General features: G+C 36.8%; 19 protein-coding genes. All 19 read left to right on the forward strand.

The annotated features are described in order from the left end of the window. Window positions 1-62: 62 nt before the first annotated feature. The 19 genes from NAF19_RS10125 to NAF19_RS10215 all read left to right on the forward strand — a co-directional run bounded on the left by NAF19_RS10125 (window position 63) and on the right by NAF19_RS10215 (window position 20148). Entirely contained in the window at window positions 63-374 is a 312-nt protein-coding gene (locus NAF19_RS10125) for a DUF3467 domain-containing protein (RefSeq protein WP_252789922.1), read from the forward strand. Further along, window positions 375-1304, forward strand: a complete 930-nt coding sequence (gene fcl, locus NAF19_RS10130) for a GDP-L-fucose synthase (protein WP_252789923.1) — start codon at window positions 375-377, stop codon at window positions 1302-1304. A gap of 303 nt (window positions 1305-1607) precedes the next feature. Further along, window positions 1608-4004, forward strand: a complete 2397-nt coding sequence (locus tag NAF19_RS10135) for an SLBB domain-containing protein (RefSeq protein WP_252789924.1) — start codon at window positions 1608-1610, stop codon at window positions 4002-4004. Between the two features lie 27 nt (window positions 4005-4031). Continuing rightward, on the forward strand, window positions 4032-5153 hold the full coding sequence (locus NAF19_RS10140) for a Wzz/FepE/Etk N-terminal domain-containing protein (protein WP_252789925.1): 1122 nt from the start codon (window positions 4032-4034) through the stop codon (window positions 5151-5153). A gap of 38 nt (window positions 5154-5191) precedes the next feature. Beyond that, the gene (locus NAF19_RS10145; protein ID WP_252789926.1) at window positions 5192-6646 is read left to right on the forward strand and encodes a lipopolysaccharide biosynthesis protein; all 1455 of its coding nucleotides are present in this window, start codon (window positions 5192-5194) and stop codon (window positions 6644-6646) included. Between the two features lie 10 nt (window positions 6647-6656). Next, on the forward strand, window positions 6657-7739 hold the full coding sequence (locus tag NAF19_RS10150) for a DegT/DnrJ/EryC1/StrS family aminotransferase (RefSeq protein WP_252789927.1): 1083 nt from the start codon (window positions 6657-6659) through the stop codon (window positions 7737-7739). Between the two features lies 1 nt (window position 7740). Next, window positions 7741-8442 carry a WbqC family protein gene (locus NAF19_RS10155; protein WP_252789928.1) on the forward strand — a complete coding sequence of 234 codons (702 nt, stop codon included), beginning with the start codon at window positions 7741-7743 and terminating at the stop codon, window positions 8440-8442. A 4-nt stretch (window positions 8443-8446) separates the two neighbouring features. After that, a complete protein-coding gene (locus NAF19_RS10160) occupies window positions 8447-9409 on the forward strand; it encodes a glycoside hydrolase family protein (RefSeq protein WP_252789929.1) in 963 nt (320 codons plus the stop codon). A gap of 8 nt (window positions 9410-9417) precedes the next feature. Further along, complete coding sequence (locus NAF19_RS10165; protein ID WP_252789930.1) at window positions 9418-10377, forward strand: glycoside hydrolase family protein; 960 nt, start codon at window positions 9418-9420, stop codon at window positions 10375-10377. Window positions 10378-10386: 9 nt separating this feature from the next. Beyond that, the gene (locus NAF19_RS10170) at window positions 10387-10869 is read left to right on the forward strand and encodes a GNAT family N-acetyltransferase (RefSeq protein WP_252789931.1); all 483 of its coding nucleotides are present in this window, start codon (window positions 10387-10389) and stop codon (window positions 10867-10869) included. A 3-nt stretch (window positions 10870-10872) separates the two neighbouring features. Continuing rightward, window positions 10873-11619 carry a class I SAM-dependent methyltransferase gene (locus tag NAF19_RS10175; protein WP_252789932.1) on the forward strand — a complete coding sequence of 249 codons (747 nt, stop codon included), beginning with the start codon at window positions 10873-10875 and terminating at the stop codon, window positions 11617-11619. After that, complete coding sequence (locus NAF19_RS10180) at window positions 11619-12488, forward strand: glycosyltransferase (RefSeq protein WP_252789933.1); 870 nt, start codon at window positions 11619-11621, stop codon at window positions 12486-12488. The genes NAF19_RS10175 and NAF19_RS10180 overlap by 1 nt, the downstream gene beginning before the upstream one ends. A gap of 90 nt (window positions 12489-12578) precedes the next feature. Continuing rightward, window positions 12579-13562: a WaaS/CpsH family glycosyltransferase gene (locus tag NAF19_RS10185; RefSeq protein WP_502213787.1), complete on the forward strand. Its 984-nt coding sequence runs from the start codon at window positions 12579-12581 to the stop codon at window positions 13560-13562. Then, on the forward strand, window positions 13563-14783 hold the full coding sequence (locus tag NAF19_RS10190) for an O-antigen polymerase (RefSeq protein ID WP_252789935.1): 1221 nt from the start codon (window positions 13563-13565) through the stop codon (window positions 14781-14783). It abuts the gene before it with no gap. A gap of 29 nt (window positions 14784-14812) precedes the next feature. Beyond that, window positions 14813-15610: a glycosyltransferase family 2 protein gene (locus tag NAF19_RS10195; protein WP_256484262.1), complete on the forward strand. Its 798-nt coding sequence runs from the start codon at window positions 14813-14815 to the stop codon at window positions 15608-15610. 1 nt (window position 15611) lies between these two features. Further along, a complete protein-coding gene (locus NAF19_RS10200; RefSeq protein ID WP_252789937.1) occupies window positions 15612-16187 on the forward strand; it encodes a DapH/DapD/GlmU-related protein in 576 nt (191 codons plus the stop codon). A gap of 5 nt (window positions 16188-16192) precedes the next feature. Further along, on the forward strand, window positions 16193-17326 hold the full coding sequence (locus NAF19_RS10205; protein ID WP_252789938.1) for an NAD-dependent epimerase/dehydratase family protein: 1134 nt from the start codon (window positions 16193-16195) through the stop codon (window positions 17324-17326). A 1-nt stretch (window position 17327) separates the two neighbouring features. After that, a complete protein-coding gene (locus NAF19_RS10210) occupies window positions 17328-18323 on the forward strand; it encodes a WaaS/CpsH family glycosyltransferase (protein ID WP_502213788.1) in 996 nt (331 codons plus the stop codon). An 844-nt stretch (window positions 18324-19167) separates the two neighbouring features. Beyond that, window positions 19168-20148 carry a sugar transferase gene (locus tag NAF19_RS10215; protein WP_252789940.1) on the forward strand — a complete coding sequence of 327 codons (981 nt, stop codon included), beginning with the start codon at window positions 19168-19170 and terminating at the stop codon, window positions 20146-20148. Window positions 20149-20975: the final 827 nt, after the last annotated feature.

Genomic DNA, 20975 nt, shown 5'->3' on the forward strand with positions numbered 1-20975 from the left:
CGAACAAATATATTATCAAAGCCTTCCGCACAAACGGAAGGCTTTTTTGTTAATTTAGCACCATGGAAGAACAAAACGAAAATCAACTGAATATTGAGCTTTCTGAAGAGATTGCAGAGGGTATATATTCCAACCTGGCCATAATCACGCATTCAAGCTCAGAATTTGTGCTTGATTTTATACGTGTAATGCCCGGTGTGCCTAAAGCAAAGGTGAGGTCGAGAATAATTTTGACGCCTGAGCATGCAAAACGTTTGTTAACTGCGTTAGAAGATAATTTAGAAAAATTCGAAAACGCAAATGGCCGCATAAAAATTCAGCAGGACCCATCGGGGTTCCCCATGAATTTCGGTGGCACAGTAGGACAAGCCTAAATGGATAGATCAGCTAAAATTTATATTGCAGGCCACCGGGGTATGGTGGGTTCTGCCATTCATCGTAAACTTCAAAAAGAAGGCTTTTCGAATTTTATCACCCGGACCTCGGATACCCTCGACTTGCGGAGTCAACAGCAGACTGCCGAGTTTTTTGCACAGGAAAAACCTGATTACATTTTTTTGGCGGCAGCTAAAGTTGGTGGCATTGTAGCCAATAACACTTATCGGGCCGAGTTTTTGTATGATAACCTGCAGATACAAAACAATGTTATACACAATGCATACCTTAATGGGGTAAAAAAGCTGATGTTTCTGGGCTCGAGTTGTATATATCCTAAAATGGCCCCACAGCCACTAAAGGAAGAATATTTGCTTACAGGCTTGCTTGAACCGACCAACGAGCCTTACGCGATAGCAAAAATTGCCGGAATAAAAATGTGCGACGCCTACCGGGCACAATACGGGAGCAACTTTATATCGGTAATGCCAACCAATTTGTATGGCTTTAATGATAATTATCATCCACAAAATTCACATGTGCTACCTGCGCTGATACGCCGTTTCCACGAGGCAAAGGAACAGGGTTTGCCCGAGGTAACCATATGGGGAACGGGCTCACCGATGCGGGAGTTTTTATTTGCCGATGATTTAGCCGAAGCGTGCTATTACCTGATGCAAAATTACAATGAGGAAGGCCTTGTGAATATTGGCACCGGGCATGATATCTCAATTAAAGACCTGGCAATGCTTATTAAAAACGTTATAGGGTACAGCGGCGAAATAAAATTTGATACCACCAAACCTGACGGTACACCGCGAAAACTGATGGATGTTAGCAAGTTGCACAATAAAGGCTGGAAACATACAGTTGAGCTGCCTGAAGGCATAAAGATGGCATACCAGGATTTTTTAGCAAAACAAGCTTGAGTCCAGAGAACTGTTTGTTGAAAATTAAAACAATAACGGCTCTAATCTGTATTTAACGCATATTTATTCGGGCTGTGCTTTAGAGGGTTGCCGAGCATTGTGAGCGCCAATACTTACAAGTAATTTTATTTGCTTAATATTGCAGCGAATTTATTTGTAACCATATCACAAGTTTGGCAAAAATGCATTGGATGTGATTTTTATAGAATAATGAATAAACTTAAACTCTGCCTATTTATAATTTCTGTTTTTTTGTGTGTTTTGGCTGTTAGGCCAGCATGCGCTCAAACTATTCCTCAAAATTTGTCAAGTATCAATGTTGATGATCTTAGTGATCAGCAAATAACCCAGCTAATAGTGCAGGCACAAAAGGCAGGCTTAAGCGACGACCAGTTACTTCAGCAGGCGCAGAGCCGGGGGATGTCTGGTATACAGGTGCAAAAACTTCAAAACCGGATAAAGGATATACGTAATAAGAACAAGTCGTCTAAAAAGTCGCCGACAGATACAACGTCAAACCAAATTAACAACCGGCGAAAAATTTCGTCCAGGGATTCGCTGACAGATACAGCTCTAAATAAACCTGATTTGTTTATAGACCTGAGTCCTAAGATATTTGGTAGCGATTTATTTAGAAATAGCAAAAGCAATACTTTTGAACCTAATTTACGGCTGGCAACACCTGTAAATTATATCGTAGGACCCGATGATCAAATAAACATCAACGTTTATGGTAATTCATCTGTCGATTGGGACTTAGATGTTACCCCTGATGGGAATATTAATATTCCTGGTGTGGGGGTATTGAACGTAGCGGGAAAAACGATCGAAGAAGCTACATCAACAATAAAAAATAAGCTGGCGGCTAATAATTATGCTATTGGGAAGGGTACCAATGTAAAAGTTGGCTTAGGCAACATCCGTAGTATCAAAGTAATAGTACAAGGACAGGTGGTTAAACCAGGCACGTATACGGTACCCTCATTGGCAACAGTTTTTAACGTGTTATACTCTGCAGGAGGACCTAACAACGTTGGCTCGTTCCGGCAGATTGAAGTGATAAGGAATAACAGGATAATACGTCATTTAGATTTGTATGATTTCATCGTAAAAGGTAGTCAGAAAGATAACATTACCTTGCAGGACCAGGATGTAATTCGTGTACCAACTTACAGAGTTCGCGTGGATTTAAGGGGCGAAGTGAAAATACCAGCACTCTTTGAAGTTTTAACAGGAGAAACCTTACAGGATGTCTTGAATTTTTGCGGAGGATTTACAGATCAGGCCTATACCGCGCGTATAAAAGTTGACCAGGTTAGTGACCAGCAGCGGAAGATAACGGACGTTTTTGAAAACGACTATAAAAATTATAACCCTTTGAGAGGGGACAAGTATACGGTCGCAAAAATTCTTGAACGTTACGAAAATCGAGTGGTAATAAAAGGTGCAGTTTTTAGACCGGGTGAATTTGAATTGCAAAAAGGATTGACGGTTTCAAAACTCATAACCAATGCAGGCGGCCTCAAGGAAGATGCATTTACACGACGCGGTAGCATTATAAGGTTAAATCCTGACAATACCACCCAGCAATTATCTTTCAATATTATGGACGTAATGAATAAGCCGGCGTCTGATATTCTTTTACAAAGAGAAGATAGTGTAATCATTTCATCAGTTTTTGACCTTCGAGCTAAGTATAATGTTGTAATTAAAGGAGAAGTAAGGAAACCCGGCGAATTTGCATATGCAGATAGCATGAAAGTAACCGATTTGATTATTAAAGCAGGTGGATTTTCAGAGGGCGCCAGCGCAAAACGCATAGAGGTATCCCGCAGAGTATTTAACAGCGATCCTCGTGTTCGTAATAGTATCGTTGCGCAAGTTTTTAGTGTCGATGTTAATTCTGCCCTGAACGATGAAATTGGCTTTACGCTTAAGCCCTTTGATATCGTATCGGTGTACAGCTTACCGGGATACGAAACTCAAAAAACAGTAAAGGTTGAGGGGGAAGTAATCTACCCAGGATATTACACAATTCAAAAGAAAAATGAAAAGATATCTGATATAATTGCCAGAGCCGGCGGCCTTACAGAATCAGCAGATGTAGAGGGTAGTAGTTTGAAACGGGACAATACTGCTGTACTCGGTATCGACAAAACTAAGATTGATACGCTGGAATTAAAAAGGGAACAGACTGACCGTTTAAAGCGGCTGCAGCGAACGTTTAAAGATTCGACAAAAAACGATACAACTCAATATCGCAATAATTATGTTGGTATCGACCTGAAGAAAATTTTACAGAAGCCAGGTACCGGCGAAGATCTTATCATGGAAAATGGCGATGTTTTAAGGGTTCCTAAACAGCAACAGTTAGTTAGGGTAAATGGCGAGGTGTTATATCCCAGTGCTGTGGTTTATGAAGGTGGAAAATCATTTAGGGGATATGTGTTAAACGCAGGTGGATTTTCGCCCCACGCTTTAAAACGGGGTGCTTATGTAGTATATCCTAATGGCACAGTAAAAGGAACATCAAAGTTTCTGTTTTTTAATATTCATCCAAAGGTGAAACCAGGCAGTGAAATTTATGTGCCATTAAAGCCTGTCACTAATAACAATACGGCCCAAACGATTTTAGGGTTTACCACGGGATTAGCGTCCTTAGGGGCTATTATATTAGGTATAATAAGTTTAAAGAAGTAACCCAGTAATAGCGGCAGGCTAAAAGTTATGAATAAAGCAGATCAAGAAAAGGGCTTGGCAAATACAAATGAGATTTCTTTGAAGGAGATTCTCCTGAAAATAGGAGAACTGTGGAAATATATTTTAACTAAATGGGTGATTATTCTTTTTGCCGGAATACTTGGTGGAGCAATCGGATTAACTTATTCCCTGGTTAAAAAGCCAATTTATAAAGCTGAATTAAGCTTTGCACTAGAAGATGACAAGTCATCTGGTGGAGGTCTAAGCGGCGCCTTGGGATTAGCAAGTCAGTTTGGATTTGATTTGGGGAGCAGTGGCGGTGGTGCATTTTCGGGGGATAACTTACTTGAGCTAATGAAATCTCGTTCGATGGTGGAAAATACGTTGTTAACCACTGTAAACATAAGCGGGAAAAATCAAACGCTTGCCGAACTATATATCTCTTTTAACAAGCTTCGGGAAAGTTGGGCGGAAAAGCCGGAATTTAAAGATGTTCGATTTTTACCGGGGGCCGACCCTGCAAAATTCACACTACAGCAAGATAGTATTTTAGGGAGTTTTTATAGAGATATTGTTAAGAATAGTTTGTCAGTAGAAAAAATCGACAAAAAGTTAAGCATTATCACAGTTATAGTAAATTCAAAAAACGAACTGTTTTCCAAATACTTTACAGAAGTACTTACAAAAACGGTTTCCGATTTTTACATCGACACGAAAACTAAAAAGTCTGTTAAAAATGTTGCTATACTACAGCATCAAACTGATTCTGTTAGGCGCGAACTAAATGCAGCGCTTACAGGCGTAGCGTCGTCGTCGGATATTAACCCAAATCCAAATCCATCGTTGCAAATATTGCGGGTACCTTCACAACGTCGCCAGGTAGATGTACAGGCCAACCAGGCGATATTAACTCAATTGGTTGCCAATCTCGAACTGTCAAAAGTATCACTAAGAAAAGAGACTCCATTAATACAGATAATTGATAAGCCGATTTTGCCGTTGGAAAAAGATAAGGTTGGGCACATTAAAGGATTTATTATGGGCGGGTTGATTAGTGCATTTTTGGTGATAATAGTACTTTTTTGTAAAAAAATTTTCAAGGATATCATGTTCGAAGAGCCTGAAAACGAGAATAATCTTCGCCGTTAAATATACTGCGGGTCGGTATAATCTTATTTTTAATTTAAATGGAACTGCGAAAAAAAACAATTTCTGGTTTAATTTGGACATTTTCCCAACAATTTAGTGTACAAATAATTTACTTTATTGTACAGATTGTTCTGGCAAGATTGTTGGCCCCTTCCGCTTTTGGTCTGATAGCCATGCTGCAGATATTTTTGGCATTGGGCCAAAGTTTGATAGATAGTGGGATGACATCGTCCCTGATTCGCACGCAGAATGTTGGCCAGAAAGATTACTCAACGGTTTTTTTTATTAATATAATAAGTAGCGTTGGTATTTATGCGATAGTGTTCTTTTGCGCGCCCCTTATTGCAAATTTTTACGACATCCCCTTACTCAAAATAGTGGTGAGAGTTTACTGCTTAACATTTATCATCCAGGGGTTGGTTGGCGTTCAAACAACCCGGTTAACCAAGGAGATGAACTTTAAATTGCAAATGATAATGCAAATCCCGTCATCTATTATAGGTGGCGTGGTTGGGATAGTATTAGCTTACCAGGGCTATGGTGTTTGGAGCCTGGTGTGGATGAACCTTGCCCGCGCCTTTGTTTTCATGTTGCAGCATTGGTTTTATACAGATTGGCGGCCTATTTTTATTATTGATAAAGAAAGATTGAAATATCATTTCAATTTTGGGTATAAGCTTACCCTGTCAGGGCTATTGGATGTAATATATACAAATTCTTACAATCTTATTATCGGCAAGCTGTTTTCGTCCACCCAACTAGGTTATTATAACCAGGCCGATACTTTTAGGATGTTACCAGTTAACAATTTATCGTCCGCACTTGGTAAGGTGACTTACCCTATGTTTGCTTCAATAATCGATGATGATGCTAAATTGAAAATGGCTTATAAAAAAATAATGACGCAGGTTCTTTTTTGGATCATACCGCTTATGCTGTCGTTAACTGTTATCGCAAAACCTTTATTCATATTCGTATTAGGAGAACAGTGGAAACCGGCAGTTCCCTATTTTCAAATATTGTGTGTTGCCGCAATAGCTTACCCGCTTCATGTTTATAATCTTAATATTATAAATGTTAAAGGCAGAAGTGACCTGTTTCTGCGATTAGAGATTATAAAGAAAGTTGTTGGGGTTGCTGTAATTGTTTTTTCATTATTTTGGGGAATGACTGGCCTTCTTGTTGCCCAGGTACTATTTTCATTTTCAGCGGTATACATCAACACCTATTACAGTGGAAGAATGATCAACTATCCACTTAAAGAACAGTTAACCGATATTTATCCAATGTTTTTAACTGGAGCAATAGCCACTGCGGTTTCATGGCTGTTGTATAATTTTTTAACCCAGAGCTATACTCTGCCAAACGTTGTACAAATTCCGGCAGTTAGCACTTTTTTTTTCACTATATATTTAGGAATTAGCTTTGTTGGCAAGATCACTGCTTTACAGGATTTTATTATGATAATTTCTAAAAAACCATTGTTATTTTAGCGCGAAATTTATGATCCCAGTAACTAAACCATTTTTACCGCCCCAGGAGAAATACCAAAAATACTTAGAAGGCATTTGGCACAGACAATGGCTTACCAATATGGGGCCGTTGGCAAGTGATCTTGAGATTAAGCTTAAGTCGTTTTTGAAGGTTAATCATTTGCTGTTTGTAACAAACGGAACAATTGCCCTGCAGATGGCAATTAAAGTATTACAGTTAAAAGGCGAAATAATTACCACACCCTTTTCCTTTATCGCTACCACCAGCAGTATTGTATGGGAAGGCTGCACCCCGGTATTTGTTGATATTGATGCAAAATCATTAAATATTGATGCGTCTAAAATAGAAGCGGCAATAACAAATAAAACCGAAGCAATAATAGCTACGCATGTTTATGGTAATCCATGTGACGTGGAGGCTATCGAAAAAATAGCTAAAAAACATAATCTGAAAGTCGTTTATGATGCCGCTCACGCTTTCGGAGTGAAGGTTGGCGAGAAGTCGATTTTCGATTACGGAGACATATCGATTTGCAGTCTTCATGCCACTAAACTTTATCATTCAATTGAAGGTGGCCTGATTATCACTAAAGACTCTAATCTGCTTAAAAGACTCGCAGATATCAGAAATTTCGGATTTAACGGCCCGGTTGCCTTTAGTGAATTGGGAATAAATGGCAAAAATTCCGAATTTCATGCGGCGATGGGATTGGCTAATCTGGAATATATAGAGACTATCTGCCAAAAGAGGGAGGCAGTTGCCAAGCGTTATGATGAAAGATTAAAAGGCCTTAACGCTGTGAAGCCAGTTTGGCATACACAATCTGGTAATAATTTTGCCTACTACCCCCTGGTTTTTGACAGTGAAAGCTTGATGCTGAAATGTATCGAGTACTTAAAGCATCATGAAATATTTACAAGGCGTTATTTTTATCCGTCGCTGGCTAGTACTTTACCTTACTTAACTCCAGTAAATTTGGAAGTTACAGACGATGTTGCCAAAAGAGTAATCTGTTTGCCGTTGTTTTGCGATTTAACCATAGAAGAGGTAGACCTTATTTGCAGGCTGATATTAAGATCACAAAATAACTGATATGGAAGTTGCCATCATGCAGCCTTATATATTTCCTTATATTGGATATTTTCAATTGATAAATGCTGTAGATATATTTATTGTATATGACAACATAAAGTTCACAAAAAAAGGCTGGATCAACAGGAACAGAATACTTGTGAACGGCAAGGATGATTATATCACCTTACCTTTGAAGAAAGATTCCGATTTTTTAAATATAGATCAGCGGTATTTGGCCGATAATTTTGATGAGGAAAGAAATAAGTTGTTGCGAAGAATAAAGGACGCCTACCAAAAAGCTCCTTATTTTATAGAAGCATATACGTTGGTTGAAAAGACTATTAATTACGAAGAAGACAATCTATTTAAGTTTATTTACAACTCGCTTACGGAGATATGTAAATATCTGGACATCAAAACAAAATTCATTATCTCATCAACCCTTCCTATTGATCATGAGTTAAAATCTGAAGATAAAGTGATAGCATTATGCAAAGCGGTAAGCGCAATCGGCTATTTGAATCCAATTGGGGGCGTTGAGCTCTATTCAAAGGAAAGATTTATTAATAACGGGATTCAGTTGAATTTTCTTAAATCAGCAACTATTGAATACTCCCAATTCAAAAATGAGTTTATACCTTGGTTGTCTATAATAGATTTAATGATGTTCAATTCAAAAGATAAAATGCGGGAGTTTTTACAATTGTATACAAAAATTTAAGTTAATGTTTGAGTGGAAGAAATTGGGAAGGGTTTTTAATCCTGTTGATGTAAAAAATAGAGATTGGCTCAAAGAATTTGCGCAGGCGCCAGCGGTAGTAGTTTTTGATAAATTTGTAAGGGTTTATTTTTCATGCCGCCCGCCCGCCGACAAAAATGGCCAATATGTAAGTTATTCGGCTTATGTAGATTTAAACAGGGATAACTTGTTTGATATATTAAAGGTGAGTGATATGCCGATACTCAAATTGGGAGATTTAGGTACCTTTGACGAATTTGGAACATATCCGGTTTCGGTTATAAAGCATGGCGAAGAGTTTCGCGCATATTATGCCGGGTGGACAAGGTGTGAATCAGTACCGTTTAATGTTGCGATCGGGATTGGAATAAGCAAAAACAATGGCGAAACCTTTGAGAAATTAGGTGGCGGACCTGTCCTGTCATATAGTATAGATGAACCATTTATATTAAGCGGGCCAAAGATCAGGTGGTTTAATAATAAATGGTACCTGTTTTACATTGCAGGTAAAAAATGGGTGATGGATAATGGTAAGCCGGAACCTGTTTATAAGATCAGGATGGCAACGTCTGACGATGGATTAGCTTGGGTAAAAATGAATAAAGACCTAATTGAAACCAAAGTAGAGGAGAACGAAGCCCAAGCGAGTCCTGATGTTTTCTTTTATAACGGGAAATATCATATGTTTTTTTGTTACAGGTACAGCATCAATTACAGAGGGCATGAAAACGGCTATAGAATAGGCTATGCCTATTCGAATGATTTGGTGAATTGGACCAGGGATGATTCACAGGTTGGTATTAATGTTTCTGAGGAAGGCTGGGATTCTGAAATGATCAGTTATCCTCATGTCTTCGAACTGGATAATTCGTTGTACATGCTTTACCTTGGCAATCAGGTTGGCAGATACGGATTTGGATTAGCAAAGCTTGACGGCTATAAAGCTTAATTTTTACAATGAAGTGGCTCAAAAAAGGATTGATACTCGATCTGTCAGATCAAATATCACTAAATACTAAATTCGAATTTGCACAAAGTCCTCAAACCTTGGTATTTGAAGACTTTGTGAGGATTTATTTTTCGACAAGGAAAAAGGATATTGATTCGGGCAAGTTTTTAAGTTTTATATCATTTGTGGATTTCGACAAGAAATTTGAAAGGATATTGAACACATCAAAAGATGTTGTAATTGCGTTGGGTGGACTTGGATGTTTTGATGAACACGGAATATTTCCAATCAATATTCTTCGGCACGATGGAAAAATATACGCGTATACTTGTGGATGGAGCAGGCGTGTTTCTGTTTCAGTAGAAACATCAACTGGGTTGGCCTATAGCTATGACGACGGCCTCACATTTCAAAAGGTTGGTACAGGCCCCGTATTGACTTCGTCACTTTTTGAACCTATGTTAGTTGGCGATTCGTTTGTGCGTGTTTATGATGGTGTTTTTCATATGTGGTACATATTTGGAAAAGGATGGAAAGATGCTGATGAAAACGAACCGCCCGCCAGAGTATATAAAATTGCGCATGCGGTGTCCAAGGACGGAATTGAGTGGAAAAAGGAGGAGGGTAGGCAAATTATTTCCGATAGCCTAAATGCGGATGAGTGCCAGGCTTTACCCACTGTTTTAAAAATAGGGGATAGGTATCACATGTATTTTTGTTACCGGCAGGCTACCGATTTTAGAAAAAATGCTAACAGAGGTTATCGTTTGGGGTACGCCTTTTCGGATGATTTAATAACGTGGACAAGGAACGACGAAGGTTCAGGAATCGAGATTTCCGAGACGGGATGGGATTCTGAAATGATGTGCTATCCACATATTTTCGAATGCGACGGCAAGCAATTTTTGCTGTACAATGGAAACGAATTTGGCAAACATGGATTTGGAATAGCCGAGTTGCAACAATAACGCACATTTATGGCTAATAATATTGATAATCTCGAATATAAAATAAATGCGGCATTGGCAGATGACCTCCACACGCATTTATCTAATTGCAGTGGAAGTTTCACGCCTGAACTAAGTGAAAGAGTGAATATAGCAACTTACGCAGCGAAAATTGCTGCGAATGCTGTAACCTTTGAGGCGTGGGATGATCGTAGTTTAATTGGGCTCATTGCAGCGTACTTTAATGATGATGCTCATATTTGCGGTTACATAACCAGTGTTAGTGTATATAGAGATTATAAAGGTAAGGGTCTAGCCTCGACTTTACTGCGTCAGTGTATCACTTACGGTAAAAAGAATGATTTTAAAGAGATTTTCCTTGAAGTCAATAAATTAAATTTTGCTGCAATTCAGTTATATAAAAAGTATAATTTTGAACAAAAAAATAAGCAGGGTGATTATGTTGTTATGCACTTGGTATTAAATAATAGTAATGGAAATTTTGATAAATAAAGTATGACCGGTTTAAGAGATTATAATAAGGAATTAAAAGACACACAAGATCATAAATATGCATATAACTTTGATTTTGATGTAATGCATCATTATATGCTTAAATCGTTTATTCCTCTTTTTAAAGAAGGGAATTTTCTTGAGTTGGGAAGTTTTAAAGGAGCTTTCACTAAAAGGTTTTTGCCTTATTTTGATGATATCACCTGCGTTGAAGCATCGGATGAGGCGGTAGCTATTGCGAAAAATGAGTTCGGTGATAGCGTAAAGTTCGTAAACTCCTTATTTGAAGAAGCAGCATTGCCTGTAAAATATGATAACATTGTTTTGACCCATGTTTTAGAACATATTGATGAACCTGTACAACTACTGAAAAGGATTAATGATGAATGGTTGTCTGATACCGGCAGGTTCTTCCTGGTTTGCCCAAATGCTAATGCGCCATCAAGACAAATCGCGGTAAAAATGGGCTTAATCAGTCACAACTCAGCGGTAACGCCATCGGAGGCTGCACATGGCCACAGAATTACCTATACTTTAGATACGATGGAACGCGATGTAAGAGCTGCCGGCTTGCAAGTAATCCACAGGTCAGGCATATTTTTTAAGGCATTGGCCAATTTTCAATGGGACAGATTATTGAATACTGACATCATCTCAAAAGAATACTTGGAGGGCTGTTATGAATTGGGGCAGTTATATCCGGACTTATGTTCGAGTATACTTTTAATATGCGAAAAAGGGGGTAAGTAATGAGCGAGTCACTCCTTTCAGTGTGTTTAATTACTTATAACCACGCTAAATATATTAGAGAGGCTATCGATAGCGTCCTGTCACAAAAAGCTAACTTTGCCTTGCAATTGGTAATTGCAGATGATTGCTCTACCGACGGAACAAGAGAACTGTTGCTTGATTATCAAAAGAGATACCCTGATTTAATTCATTTAATTGTCCGTGAAAAGAATGTGGGTGCTGCGAAGAACTGGATAGAACTGATCTCTTACCCGCAATCAAAATATATTGCCTACCTCGAAGGAGATGATTATTGGACCGACCCGTATAAATTACAAAAACAAGTAGATTTTTTAGACGCAAACCCGGAGTATTCTATGTGCTTTCACAATGCAAAAGTGATATTTGAGGAAAATGAATACCCGCCCGTTTATTTTAACGGCGCCGACCAGAAAGAAATACTCTATTTTGACGACCTGGCTAATCACTGGCAAATAGCCTCCGCCAGTATTGTTTACAAAAGAAGTTTATTAGCATTGCCTGATTGGATTGAGTCTGTAAATAACGGTGACCTCGCTATGCATTTTTTGTTAATAGAAGGAGGCCCTTTTAAATATATCGATAATGTGATGTGCGTATACAGGCGACATAACCAGGGCAAGTCGCATACCTCAAATATGTCACAATTGAATAATGTACACAACCTGTTAAAGTTATCGAAAATAATAAATGAACATTACCAATTTAAATATCAGGTTTCTATCAACAAATTTGAAGTTCATTTGAATGGCTTGTTGAAAAAGGCGGAGATTAAAGCCAATTTTCCATTTGTTTATAAATCAAGAAATTATATTAAGGAGTTTTTATTATCCATAGGAAATAAATTATAGTTTACATTTAAGTTTAATGCTTTTTTTACGTTTTTTATGGGCACGCACTTGTTTAAAAGTAAATTACCTTGAGTTACATTCATATAAAATATGGCAAGCGAACTAAAGGATAAAAGCATACTATTTATTGGCCCCCAATTTCATAATTACCAAGAACTGATAATCGATGAATTGGCAAAAATGGGCGCTGTTGTGGATTTTTATCCTGAAAGAACTTACGGCACGGCGTTTAAGCTGATTAATAATTTTTTTCCTGCACGTCTTAAACATTACCAGGCTACACATTATGAAAAGATAAATCAACAGACCAAATCGAAATCCATTGATTACCTTTTTGTAATAAGGGGATATATGATGCCGGAGACTTTTTTAAAGGCGTTTAGAACTAATCACCCGGACGCAAAATTAATTATGTACCAATGGGATTCTGATCGGACCAATCCTTTTTCCCATTTACTGCCGCTGTTTGACAAAGCATTTTCTTTTGATTTTGAAGATTGCAAAAACCACCCTTCAATTCAATACCTTCCCTTGTTTTATACAAACGATGTTGTTTCGGCAATTAAAAACAAAAATGAAGCCGCATACGATTTTTTTTTTATGGGTTGGTTCTTTCCGGAGAGATATCAGTCTGTTCTTCGGTTTGTTCAATATGCTAAAGAGAATAATTACAGATTAAAGGCGTTCCTTTATATGCCTTTTACAACATATATTAAATATAAGCTAAAAAGGGAATCCCTTGATAGATCTATCGTATCGCTTAAACATATGAATAGAAAAGAATATTTGGAAAACCTGGCAAATTCAAAAGTTATGGTCGACGTTAGTAACCCAAACCAAACAGGATTAGCTATGAGGGTGATTGAATCACTGGCATCGCATACAAAGGTTTTAACAAATAATCGCAGGCTTCTTGATGATAAGAAAATATATGATCCAACAAAAATTGCTTTTTTTGATGAAAAGAACCCTATGGTTCAGGAATCTTTTTTAAATAAATATGACTTTAATGGAACTGCCATAGTGCTCCCTCTGAGCGAATGGCTGGCATTAATATTCAAAAGGGGGGAGTAAATGAATACTAAATGGTTAACGAATCCTTTTTTTGTATACTCTTTAAGCTTTCTATTGGTTTTTAGTATATACCAGTTGCGTTGGTCAGATAGATATCCTCCTTTATCTGCCGGGCTAATAGTGTTTTTATTTGCCACCTTCATAATTTCTTTTTTTTTGGCATTTGTCCACGAAAAGCATAAAATAAATGAATTCTCAAAAATAGAGATCAGTAAAAAACGGATAACTGTTTTGATATTGGTGTATATGGGTTTTGTATTGGAGTTTATTTATTTCGGAGGGGTGCCTATTTTAAGTGCAATTTCAAATCCGGATTTTAATTATAAAGATTTTACCGGTATACCTACTTTTCACGTCATCCTTGGTACTTTTAGCCTTTTCTATAGCGTATACTTATTTCATCAATATATTTCTGCTGATAATGACTTTTGGGGGTTAATTTTATTTCTTATTTCAATTTTTCCAAATATTTTAGTTGTAAACCGGGGTGCAATTATAATAATCATTTTTGCGTGTTTCGTTATTTATCTGATGAAAATTCAACGTCTACGTTTGAAAAAAATTGGATTAATTATATTTTCAATTGCAGCATTAATTTACGCTTTTGGGATAATAGGTAACCTGCGTTATTCGGCAAGTAAAGAGGATAAGGAATATATTTTACGAATAGGCGGAGCCTCTGATGAGTTTATCCAGGGCGATGTTCCGTTTGAATATTACTGGGGATACCTTTATATTGCTACGCCGATTGGGAATATGCAAAACATTATAAATAAAAAGGAGTCGCGTTTTGTTACTGGTAATGTGAGTTCATTTATAGCAGGTGAACTATTTCCTGATTTTATTTCGAAACGCTTGGTAACAATGCTTGGAGTTGAAGACTTTAGCGACGATGCAAGTAAATATTTTGTTATTGAAGTATTAAATGCCCCAACTGTATATTACAGATCTTATTACCTGCTGGGTTGGACAGGGGCTGTATTAATGTTTGTGTATTCGATAGCAATAATGCTTTTTTATCCCTACCTGATCCCTAGAAGCTCGAAATATTTTATAACTGGATGGGCTTGTTTGGTGTCAATAGTTTTGCTGAATATATTTAGTAATATGTGGTATGCCTCTGGAACGTTATTAATATGGCCTCTTATCGCGAATCTTTTTACAAGAATTAGAATTTATAAAAATAATAATATACGTACCGGGAATATAATTAAACTGTGAGTACAAAAGAAATTAGAGAGTGACTTTAGATGAATAAATGTATTATAAGTGTGGTTATCCCAATGTACAATGCTTCGAAGACAATTCAGCCTTGTTTAGATTCCGTTTTGAAGCAAACTTATAAAGGGAGATTAGAAATTATCGTGGTTAACGATGGTTCGACCGACGATTCTTTAAATACGCTAACAAAGTACCAGGAAGATAATAATATAAAAAATTTAGTTATTATAGACAAAGAAAATGGCGGAGTTTCTTCCGCCAGAAATATGGGCATGAAAGCGTCCCAAGGGGACTATATTGCTTTATTAGATGCCGATGATGAATGGTTACCGACAAAGTTAGAAAGGCAGATGGAGGTATTACTAAATAATAATGAAATAGATTTTTTAGGATGTAGCAGAAACGACGAAGTTTTAAGAATTTTATGGAAAGAAGTAAAAATCTTACATAAAGCTTCTGTAAGGGAGTTGCTTATAAAAATGTTTCCCCAAACTTCAACTGCTATTTTTAAACGTAAATTATTTGAGCAATTTGGCGGATACAATGAAAGCCTGACACATGCTGAAGATGGAAACTTGTGGATACGTTATTGTGCGAATTCTAATTTTTATTTTTTGCCTGAATCATTAGTAATAACCGGTATGCGTAAACCAACTTTCGGACACAGCGGTCTGTCAGCCAATTTAAGGGAAATGCAAATAGGCAACGAGTTTACATTTAAAGAGGCTCAAAAAGAAGGGTTAATTAGTATGCCTTTCTTCTATTTTATATATTCTTTTGCCAGGATTAAGTACTTGAGAAGAATATTTATTACTAAAATCAGATAGAATGCTCTATAGATTATATTGGGGTTTAATTTCTGTTCTCTACGCTCCGTTTTTTAAGAAGTTTTCATTTCCTTCTTACATTGGAGTACCAATTGTTACCTCTGGTTTGAAAAGAGTAGTAATTGGCAGAAGAGTTAGAATATTGCCCGGCGTCAGAATTGAAACGCATGAAAATGGAACAATTTTGTTTGAAGAAAATATTTCTATAGGACAAAACTTTCACGTTACTTCCGCCGGAGAACTTATAATTGGCCGGGATACTACAATTTCTGGCAATGTATTTATAACAAATATTGATCACGATTACCAGGAAATCGGAACGCATATTCTAAATCAAAAAATGATTGTTAAGGAGACGAGAATCGGAAGCAACTGTTTCATCGGGTACGGTGTTGCTATTCAAGCGGGAACAATACTGGGTAAGCAGTGTATAGTGGGGGCCAGTTCTGTAGTCAGAGGATCTTTCCCGGATTACTCGGTAATAGTTGGGATACCCGCTAAAGTAGTTAAAAGATATAATGTTAAAACAGAAGCCTGGGAAAAAACTAACCCGGATGGCTCTTTTAAAGTGAATTAAACAGAATGAAGAATATACTAATAACAGGTGGTGCAGGATTTATCGGGAGTAATTTAAGTTTAGCCTTAATAAGAAAAGGATATTCAGTTACGGTTCTCGATAACCTCTCTTCTCAGATACACGGCGATGATCCCGACAATTCATCTCCGCTATATCAAAGTATAAAAGGGAAGGTGAATTTTATAATCGGAACGGTTACTTCGAAAGTGGATTGGGAACAAGCCTTACGAGGGCAGGATATTATTGTACACCTTGCAGCTGAAACCGGGACCGGCCAGTCAATGTATGAAATACAAAAATATGTTGAAGTCAACATCAATGGAACTGCAATTATGCTGGATATCCTGGCTAACCAAAAGCACCAGGTTAAAAAGATTGTTGTGGCATCATCCCGGTCAATATACGGTGAAGGGAAATACCGGTGTCCGGAATCGGGTTTCGTTTATCCAAAACATCGTGAAGCCAAAGACATGGATAAACTCGATTTTGAGGTGAAATACCCCGGTTGCGGCACTTTAATAGTTATGCCGACTGATGAAGAATCGAAAATCCATCCATCATCCGTATATGGTATTACCAAACAAAACCAGGAGCAAATGATTATGACGGTTTGCCCGACGTTAGAAATTGCACCGGTAGCATTTCGTTACCAAAATGTATATGGTCCGGGACAATCATTGAAAAACCCGTACACAGGTATTTTATCTATCTTCTCAACCCAGATTAAAAATGGAAACGGCATTAATATATTCGAGGATGGAAAAGAAACCAGGGATTTTGTTTTTATAGATGATGTTGTTGACGCCACCATAAAAGGAATTGAAAATAGCGATGCTGATGGTGAAGTATTTAATGTAGGCACAGGGGTGCCTACCGATGTTGTTACAGTGGCCAACCGCCTTATCCAGAATTATGGTATACAGGTACCTTTAACTATAACCGGAAATTACAGGCTCGGTGACATCAGGCACAATTATGCGGATTTAAGCAAGATAAAAAGTAGACTGCAGTATAAACCTGAATATTTATTTGATGATGGCATAAAGAAATTTTGCGATTGGGTTAATAGGCAAATGATAGAGCCTGATAATTACGCAAAATCTATCGAGGAAATGAGAAGCAGGGGCTTATACAGGTAGTATGAAGGATTTAAGCGGAAAGTCTGTTTTATTTTTTTGTCCGAAATTTTTCGGCTATGAACTCGAAATAAAAAAAGTGCTCGAAGAGTTTGGAGCAACTGTTAAATGGTATGATGATCGCCCTTCAAATAACTTCCTATCAAAGGCGCTTATACGGATCAATAAAAATTTCATCAAAAAAAAAATCTTCAATTACTATAAAGCCATTATTGAACAGATAAAAATAGATAATCTGCATTTTGACTATGTGTTTTTCTTAAACCCTGAGGCGATTTCTGTTACTAGCTTAAGACAATTAAAAATTGGGTTACCAGGCGCGAAATTTATTTTGTATATGTGGGATTCATTTAAAAACAGGAAAACCACCGCAGAATTAATGCCGTTTTTTGACAACAAATTTACATTTGATCCAAGGGACGCGCAAAATTTCGGATTAAAACTGCGACCGCTGTTTTATATTGACTTGTATTCAGCAAAAGGAAACGGGAAGTTAAAATATGATTTGCTTTTCATTGGAACGGCCCACACCGACCGGTATAAACTCCTGGACAAGATTAGAAATCAATTTTCTGACAAATTTATTATTAAAGAGTACTTTTTTCTGGGGAGTAAAATGCTTTTCTGGGCAAAAAAAATTATTGAAAAGGATTTCAGAAACGTTAGCTATGGAAATATATCATTCAGTCCCCTCACTCACAAAAACAATTCAGAATTGGTTCAACAGTCGAAAGCCGTGTTAGATATTAATCATCCAGGCCAATTAGGCTTAACAATGAGGACATTTGAGGTATTAGGTTCCGGGCGAAAACTTATCACAACAAATGCTGATGTAGTAAACTATGATTTTTACAATAAAAACAACATTTTGATCATAGACAGATTGAACCCAGTTATTGACAAACAATTTTTACTTGCCCCCTTCATGCCGGTAAGCGACAACATTTTGAAAAAGTACCACCTAAGAGGCTGGATTGCTGAACTATTTGAAATAGTCTAAGAAGGTATTTAGCCGCTATAACAAAACCTTAATCCCCCCTTAATTAAATTATTGTTAATATTTTTTCATAATTGTCATTGTTAGTTTCAATGCCTATTCAAGGAAATATTGCGAAGACTAGAAATTCATGATGTTTTAGGTATAGCGCCAGCTCGCAAGTCCGGTGATGCTGTAATTTTCGCCGGTAATGCAACTATATAACAATATCGTTAGATAACTAAAATTGTCATGCTAGGATAACTACAAGCTATTTTTGCGCCGTACCTTTCGAAATCATATTATGATAGATATTTTCAATTCAATAAATTAATTAGATTATTTGTTTTATCCCTTCGAGTAGCCCGCATACAGTATGATAAGTAAACTTTTTCTGATTGAAAATTTTTCGCATGTACATGTAGCGAAAATCGGAAACCCCGCGTATAGGAGAAGGATTGTGTTTATGTTCGGCAAGAGAGCAGAAAATCATAGATATATGTTAGTAATTGATCAGGAAAAGTAGGTTGGAACATGTTTTACACATGTCATAAAAAAGAAACGTCGACTGGCGTTAATTTCTCGGTGTCAACGATATAGAAACACAATTTGAGAACAATGATTTGATATGATGACTCCGAAATGTTAAACGACGAACATTTTAATTTAACAAAATAGTCTTTAATTAAATCTTTAGTTATTAACTTTGCCGAATCTAGATCTATTGCAATAGGACATAAAAAGTTGTCTTTTCAGCAGAAAATAAGGATTTATAGTTTTTTAATTAGAATAAATAAAACCTTTTTTAACAATAGGTATTTATACTAGATAAGAAGAACACACCTATAGAAAAATTTATATTTTAAACATGGAATTGGTTGAAGCAAGGATTACGCAATTATACAGCAGAAATTTAACTAATGATAAGACTTCATTTTTCGAGATTGAAATGGAGTTTAATAAAATAGAAGTATTTTGTCCCGAAAGCCAGCACTTCAAGGTGCGCAAAATGTTGTTGGAACTAATTAAGAACAAGCCGGTTAAGCTTCGGAAAATGTTTTCTTTTAATAAGAAAATAATTTTATACTATCAAAGTCATTTAATTAATCATTTAGATAAACTTCACTTAATAAATTACATCGAGAACGGGTTTAGAGCCTATTCGCTGATTGATTTTCTGGAGGAAATAAATGGCTATACTGAAGTTGATTTATTAGACTGGGATTATTTTATAGGTAAGGATGATTTTTCGGTGCTTAGAAACACCCGGAAGGTAGCCTTAAAAAGAATCGCCGACTATTTTCATGCAATTGTGTTAATTATTCTGACGTTGCCTATATCTATACTTGCAGCTATTTGCATAAAGCTTGAATCTCCGGGTCCGATTTTTTACATACAAACCAGGGTTGGGCAATTTAATGAAGAGTTTAAAGTTATAAAGTTCCGGTCGATGAGGGTCAATGCTGAAAGCAAAGGTGCTCAATGGGCTCAAAAGATAGATCCCCGTGTCACCAGGGTAGGTAGTTTTTTGAGAAAAACACGTATCGATGAGATTCCTCAATTAATCAATGTTCTAAGAGGCGAAATGTCACTGATCGGGCCGCGCCCCGAAAGAAGCGTATTTATTAAGATGCTGACTAATGAAATTCCGTTCTATGAATTCAGGCACAGCATATTACCTGGTATAACTGGTCTGGCGCAGGTGAAGTACCCGTATGGAGCATCCATCGAAGATGGAGTTTGGAAACATAAATACGATCTATATTATATCAGAAATCAAAACTTTTTCCTCGATGTTAAGATAATATTCCTGACGATAAAAACTGTTCTAAGTGGAATAGGGATATAAACAAAATCTGTATAACAATATAGTTTAATGAATAGACTACTTGCTTTTTGAATAAAAAAAGTCAGTAGATAATCGCTGGTTGGCCAGGTTTGCTGATTTTACTCACATAGTTTATGCAGCCGTCCTATTGGTAATCATTAAAGCCTCTTTTCTTCTGATTTCCTTAAGTTACTTACTTGTTAGCCTTTTAAAGCTAGTTAAACTGAAAAATGTGTTTAAACCCGACTCTTAAAGAGTACAATATTTTATTAATTTTGAAAATTATCAAGCCTTTGTTTAATATTTGTGGAAATTCGATCTAAGGTTGTTACTTTTGTCATAATAAACGGGTAGCTATTAATAGTCAGCTCGCTATGGAATTTGATTGAATGTTGAATTAGCTTGAGGAAGTTTCGGGTAATTTATAGCTTTATTAATTTGACATTAATTGATTCCCGTTATTTAAACAAATAAACATGGTAGTTCGCTGGATAGTTTTTACTGTCGATTTATTAATCAGCTTTTTATCAGTAAGCTCTTGACTATTTGATTAATTTATCAGATAAACTCGTTGGAGTTTATCCCTGTACTCTGAATTGAAGAAAAACATACTGAAAAAGGCATTGACGCGTTTATTGGAAACGTAAGAGACGAAAAATACGCGGTATTTGTTTGAAAAATACAAGCCTCATTCGTTTACTAAACGGCGGCATATAAGCAACGCCTCAATGGTGGAAGATAAAGCAACTGAGGCCATGGAAACTGATGTTCCATGCGCTAAAGCGAAAGTGGATCTAGTACACCAATTGAAAAACGAAAATTTAATTTTGAGGAATTAGATATTAAAC

It is taken from the genome of Mucilaginibacter flavidus (assembly GCF_024055575.1).
Taxonomy (GTDB): domain Bacteria; phylum Bacteroidota; class Bacteroidia; order Sphingobacteriales; family Sphingobacteriaceae; genus Mucilaginibacter; species Mucilaginibacter flavidus.

What these genes read in the sequence shown, in the direction of transcription:
- NAF19_RS10125 (WP_252789922.1), top strand. Translation starts at nt 63, where the DNA reads ATGGAAGAACAAAACGAAAATCAACTGAATATTGAGCTTTCTGAAGAG.
- fcl (WP_252789923.1), top strand. Translation starts at nt 375, where the DNA reads ATGGATAGATCAGCTAAAATTTATATTGCAGGCCACCGGGGTATGGTG.
- NAF19_RS10140 (WP_252789925.1), top strand. Translation starts at nt 4,032, where the DNA reads ATGAATAAAGCAGATCAAGAAAAGGGCTTGGCAAATACAAATGAGATT.
- NAF19_RS10145 (WP_252789926.1), top strand. Translation starts at nt 5,192, where the DNA reads ATGGAACTGCGAAAAAAAACAATTTCTGGTTTAATTTGGACATTTTCC.
- NAF19_RS10150 (WP_252789927.1), top strand. Translation starts at nt 6,657, where the DNA reads ATGATCCCAGTAACTAAACCATTTTTACCGCCCCAGGAGAAATACCAA.
- NAF19_RS10155 (WP_252789928.1), top strand. Translation starts at nt 7,741, where the DNA reads ATGGAAGTTGCCATCATGCAGCCTTATATATTTCCTTATATTGGATAT.
- NAF19_RS10160 (WP_252789929.1), top strand. Translation starts at nt 8,447, where the DNA reads ATGTTTGAGTGGAAGAAATTGGGAAGGGTTTTTAATCCTGTTGATGTA.
- NAF19_RS10165 (WP_252789930.1), top strand. Translation starts at nt 9,418, where the DNA reads ATGAAGTGGCTCAAAAAAGGATTGATACTCGATCTGTCAGATCAAATA.
- NAF19_RS10170 (WP_252789931.1), top strand. Translation starts at nt 10,387, where the DNA reads ATGGCTAATAATATTGATAATCTCGAATATAAAATAAATGCGGCATTG.
- NAF19_RS10175 (WP_252789932.1), top strand. Translation starts at nt 10,873, where the DNA reads ATGACCGGTTTAAGAGATTATAATAAGGAATTAAAAGACACACAAGAT.
- NAF19_RS10180 (WP_252789933.1), top strand. Translation starts at nt 11,619, where the DNA reads ATGAGCGAGTCACTCCTTTCAGTGTGTTTAATTACTTATAACCACGCT.
- NAF19_RS10185 (WP_502213787.1), top strand. Translation starts at nt 12,579, where the DNA reads ATGGCAAGCGAACTAAAGGATAAAAGCATACTATTTATTGGCCCCCAA.
- NAF19_RS10190 (WP_252789935.1), top strand. Translation starts at nt 13,563, where the DNA reads ATGAATACTAAATGGTTAACGAATCCTTTTTTTGTATACTCTTTAAGC.
- NAF19_RS10195 (WP_256484262.1), top strand. Translation starts at nt 14,813, where the DNA reads ATGAATAAATGTATTATAAGTGTGGTTATCCCAATGTACAATGCTTCG.
- NAF19_RS10200 (WP_252789937.1), top strand. Translation starts at nt 15,612, where the DNA reads ATGCTCTATAGATTATATTGGGGTTTAATTTCTGTTCTCTACGCTCCG.
- NAF19_RS10205 (WP_252789938.1), top strand. Translation starts at nt 16,193, where the DNA reads ATGAAGAATATACTAATAACAGGTGGTGCAGGATTTATCGGGAGTAAT.
- NAF19_RS10210 (WP_502213788.1), top strand. Translation starts at nt 17,328, where the DNA reads ATGAAGGATTTAAGCGGAAAGTCTGTTTTATTTTTTTGTCCGAAATTT.
- NAF19_RS10215 (WP_252789940.1), top strand. Translation starts at nt 19,168, where the DNA reads ATGGAATTGGTTGAAGCAAGGATTACGCAATTATACAGCAGAAATTTA.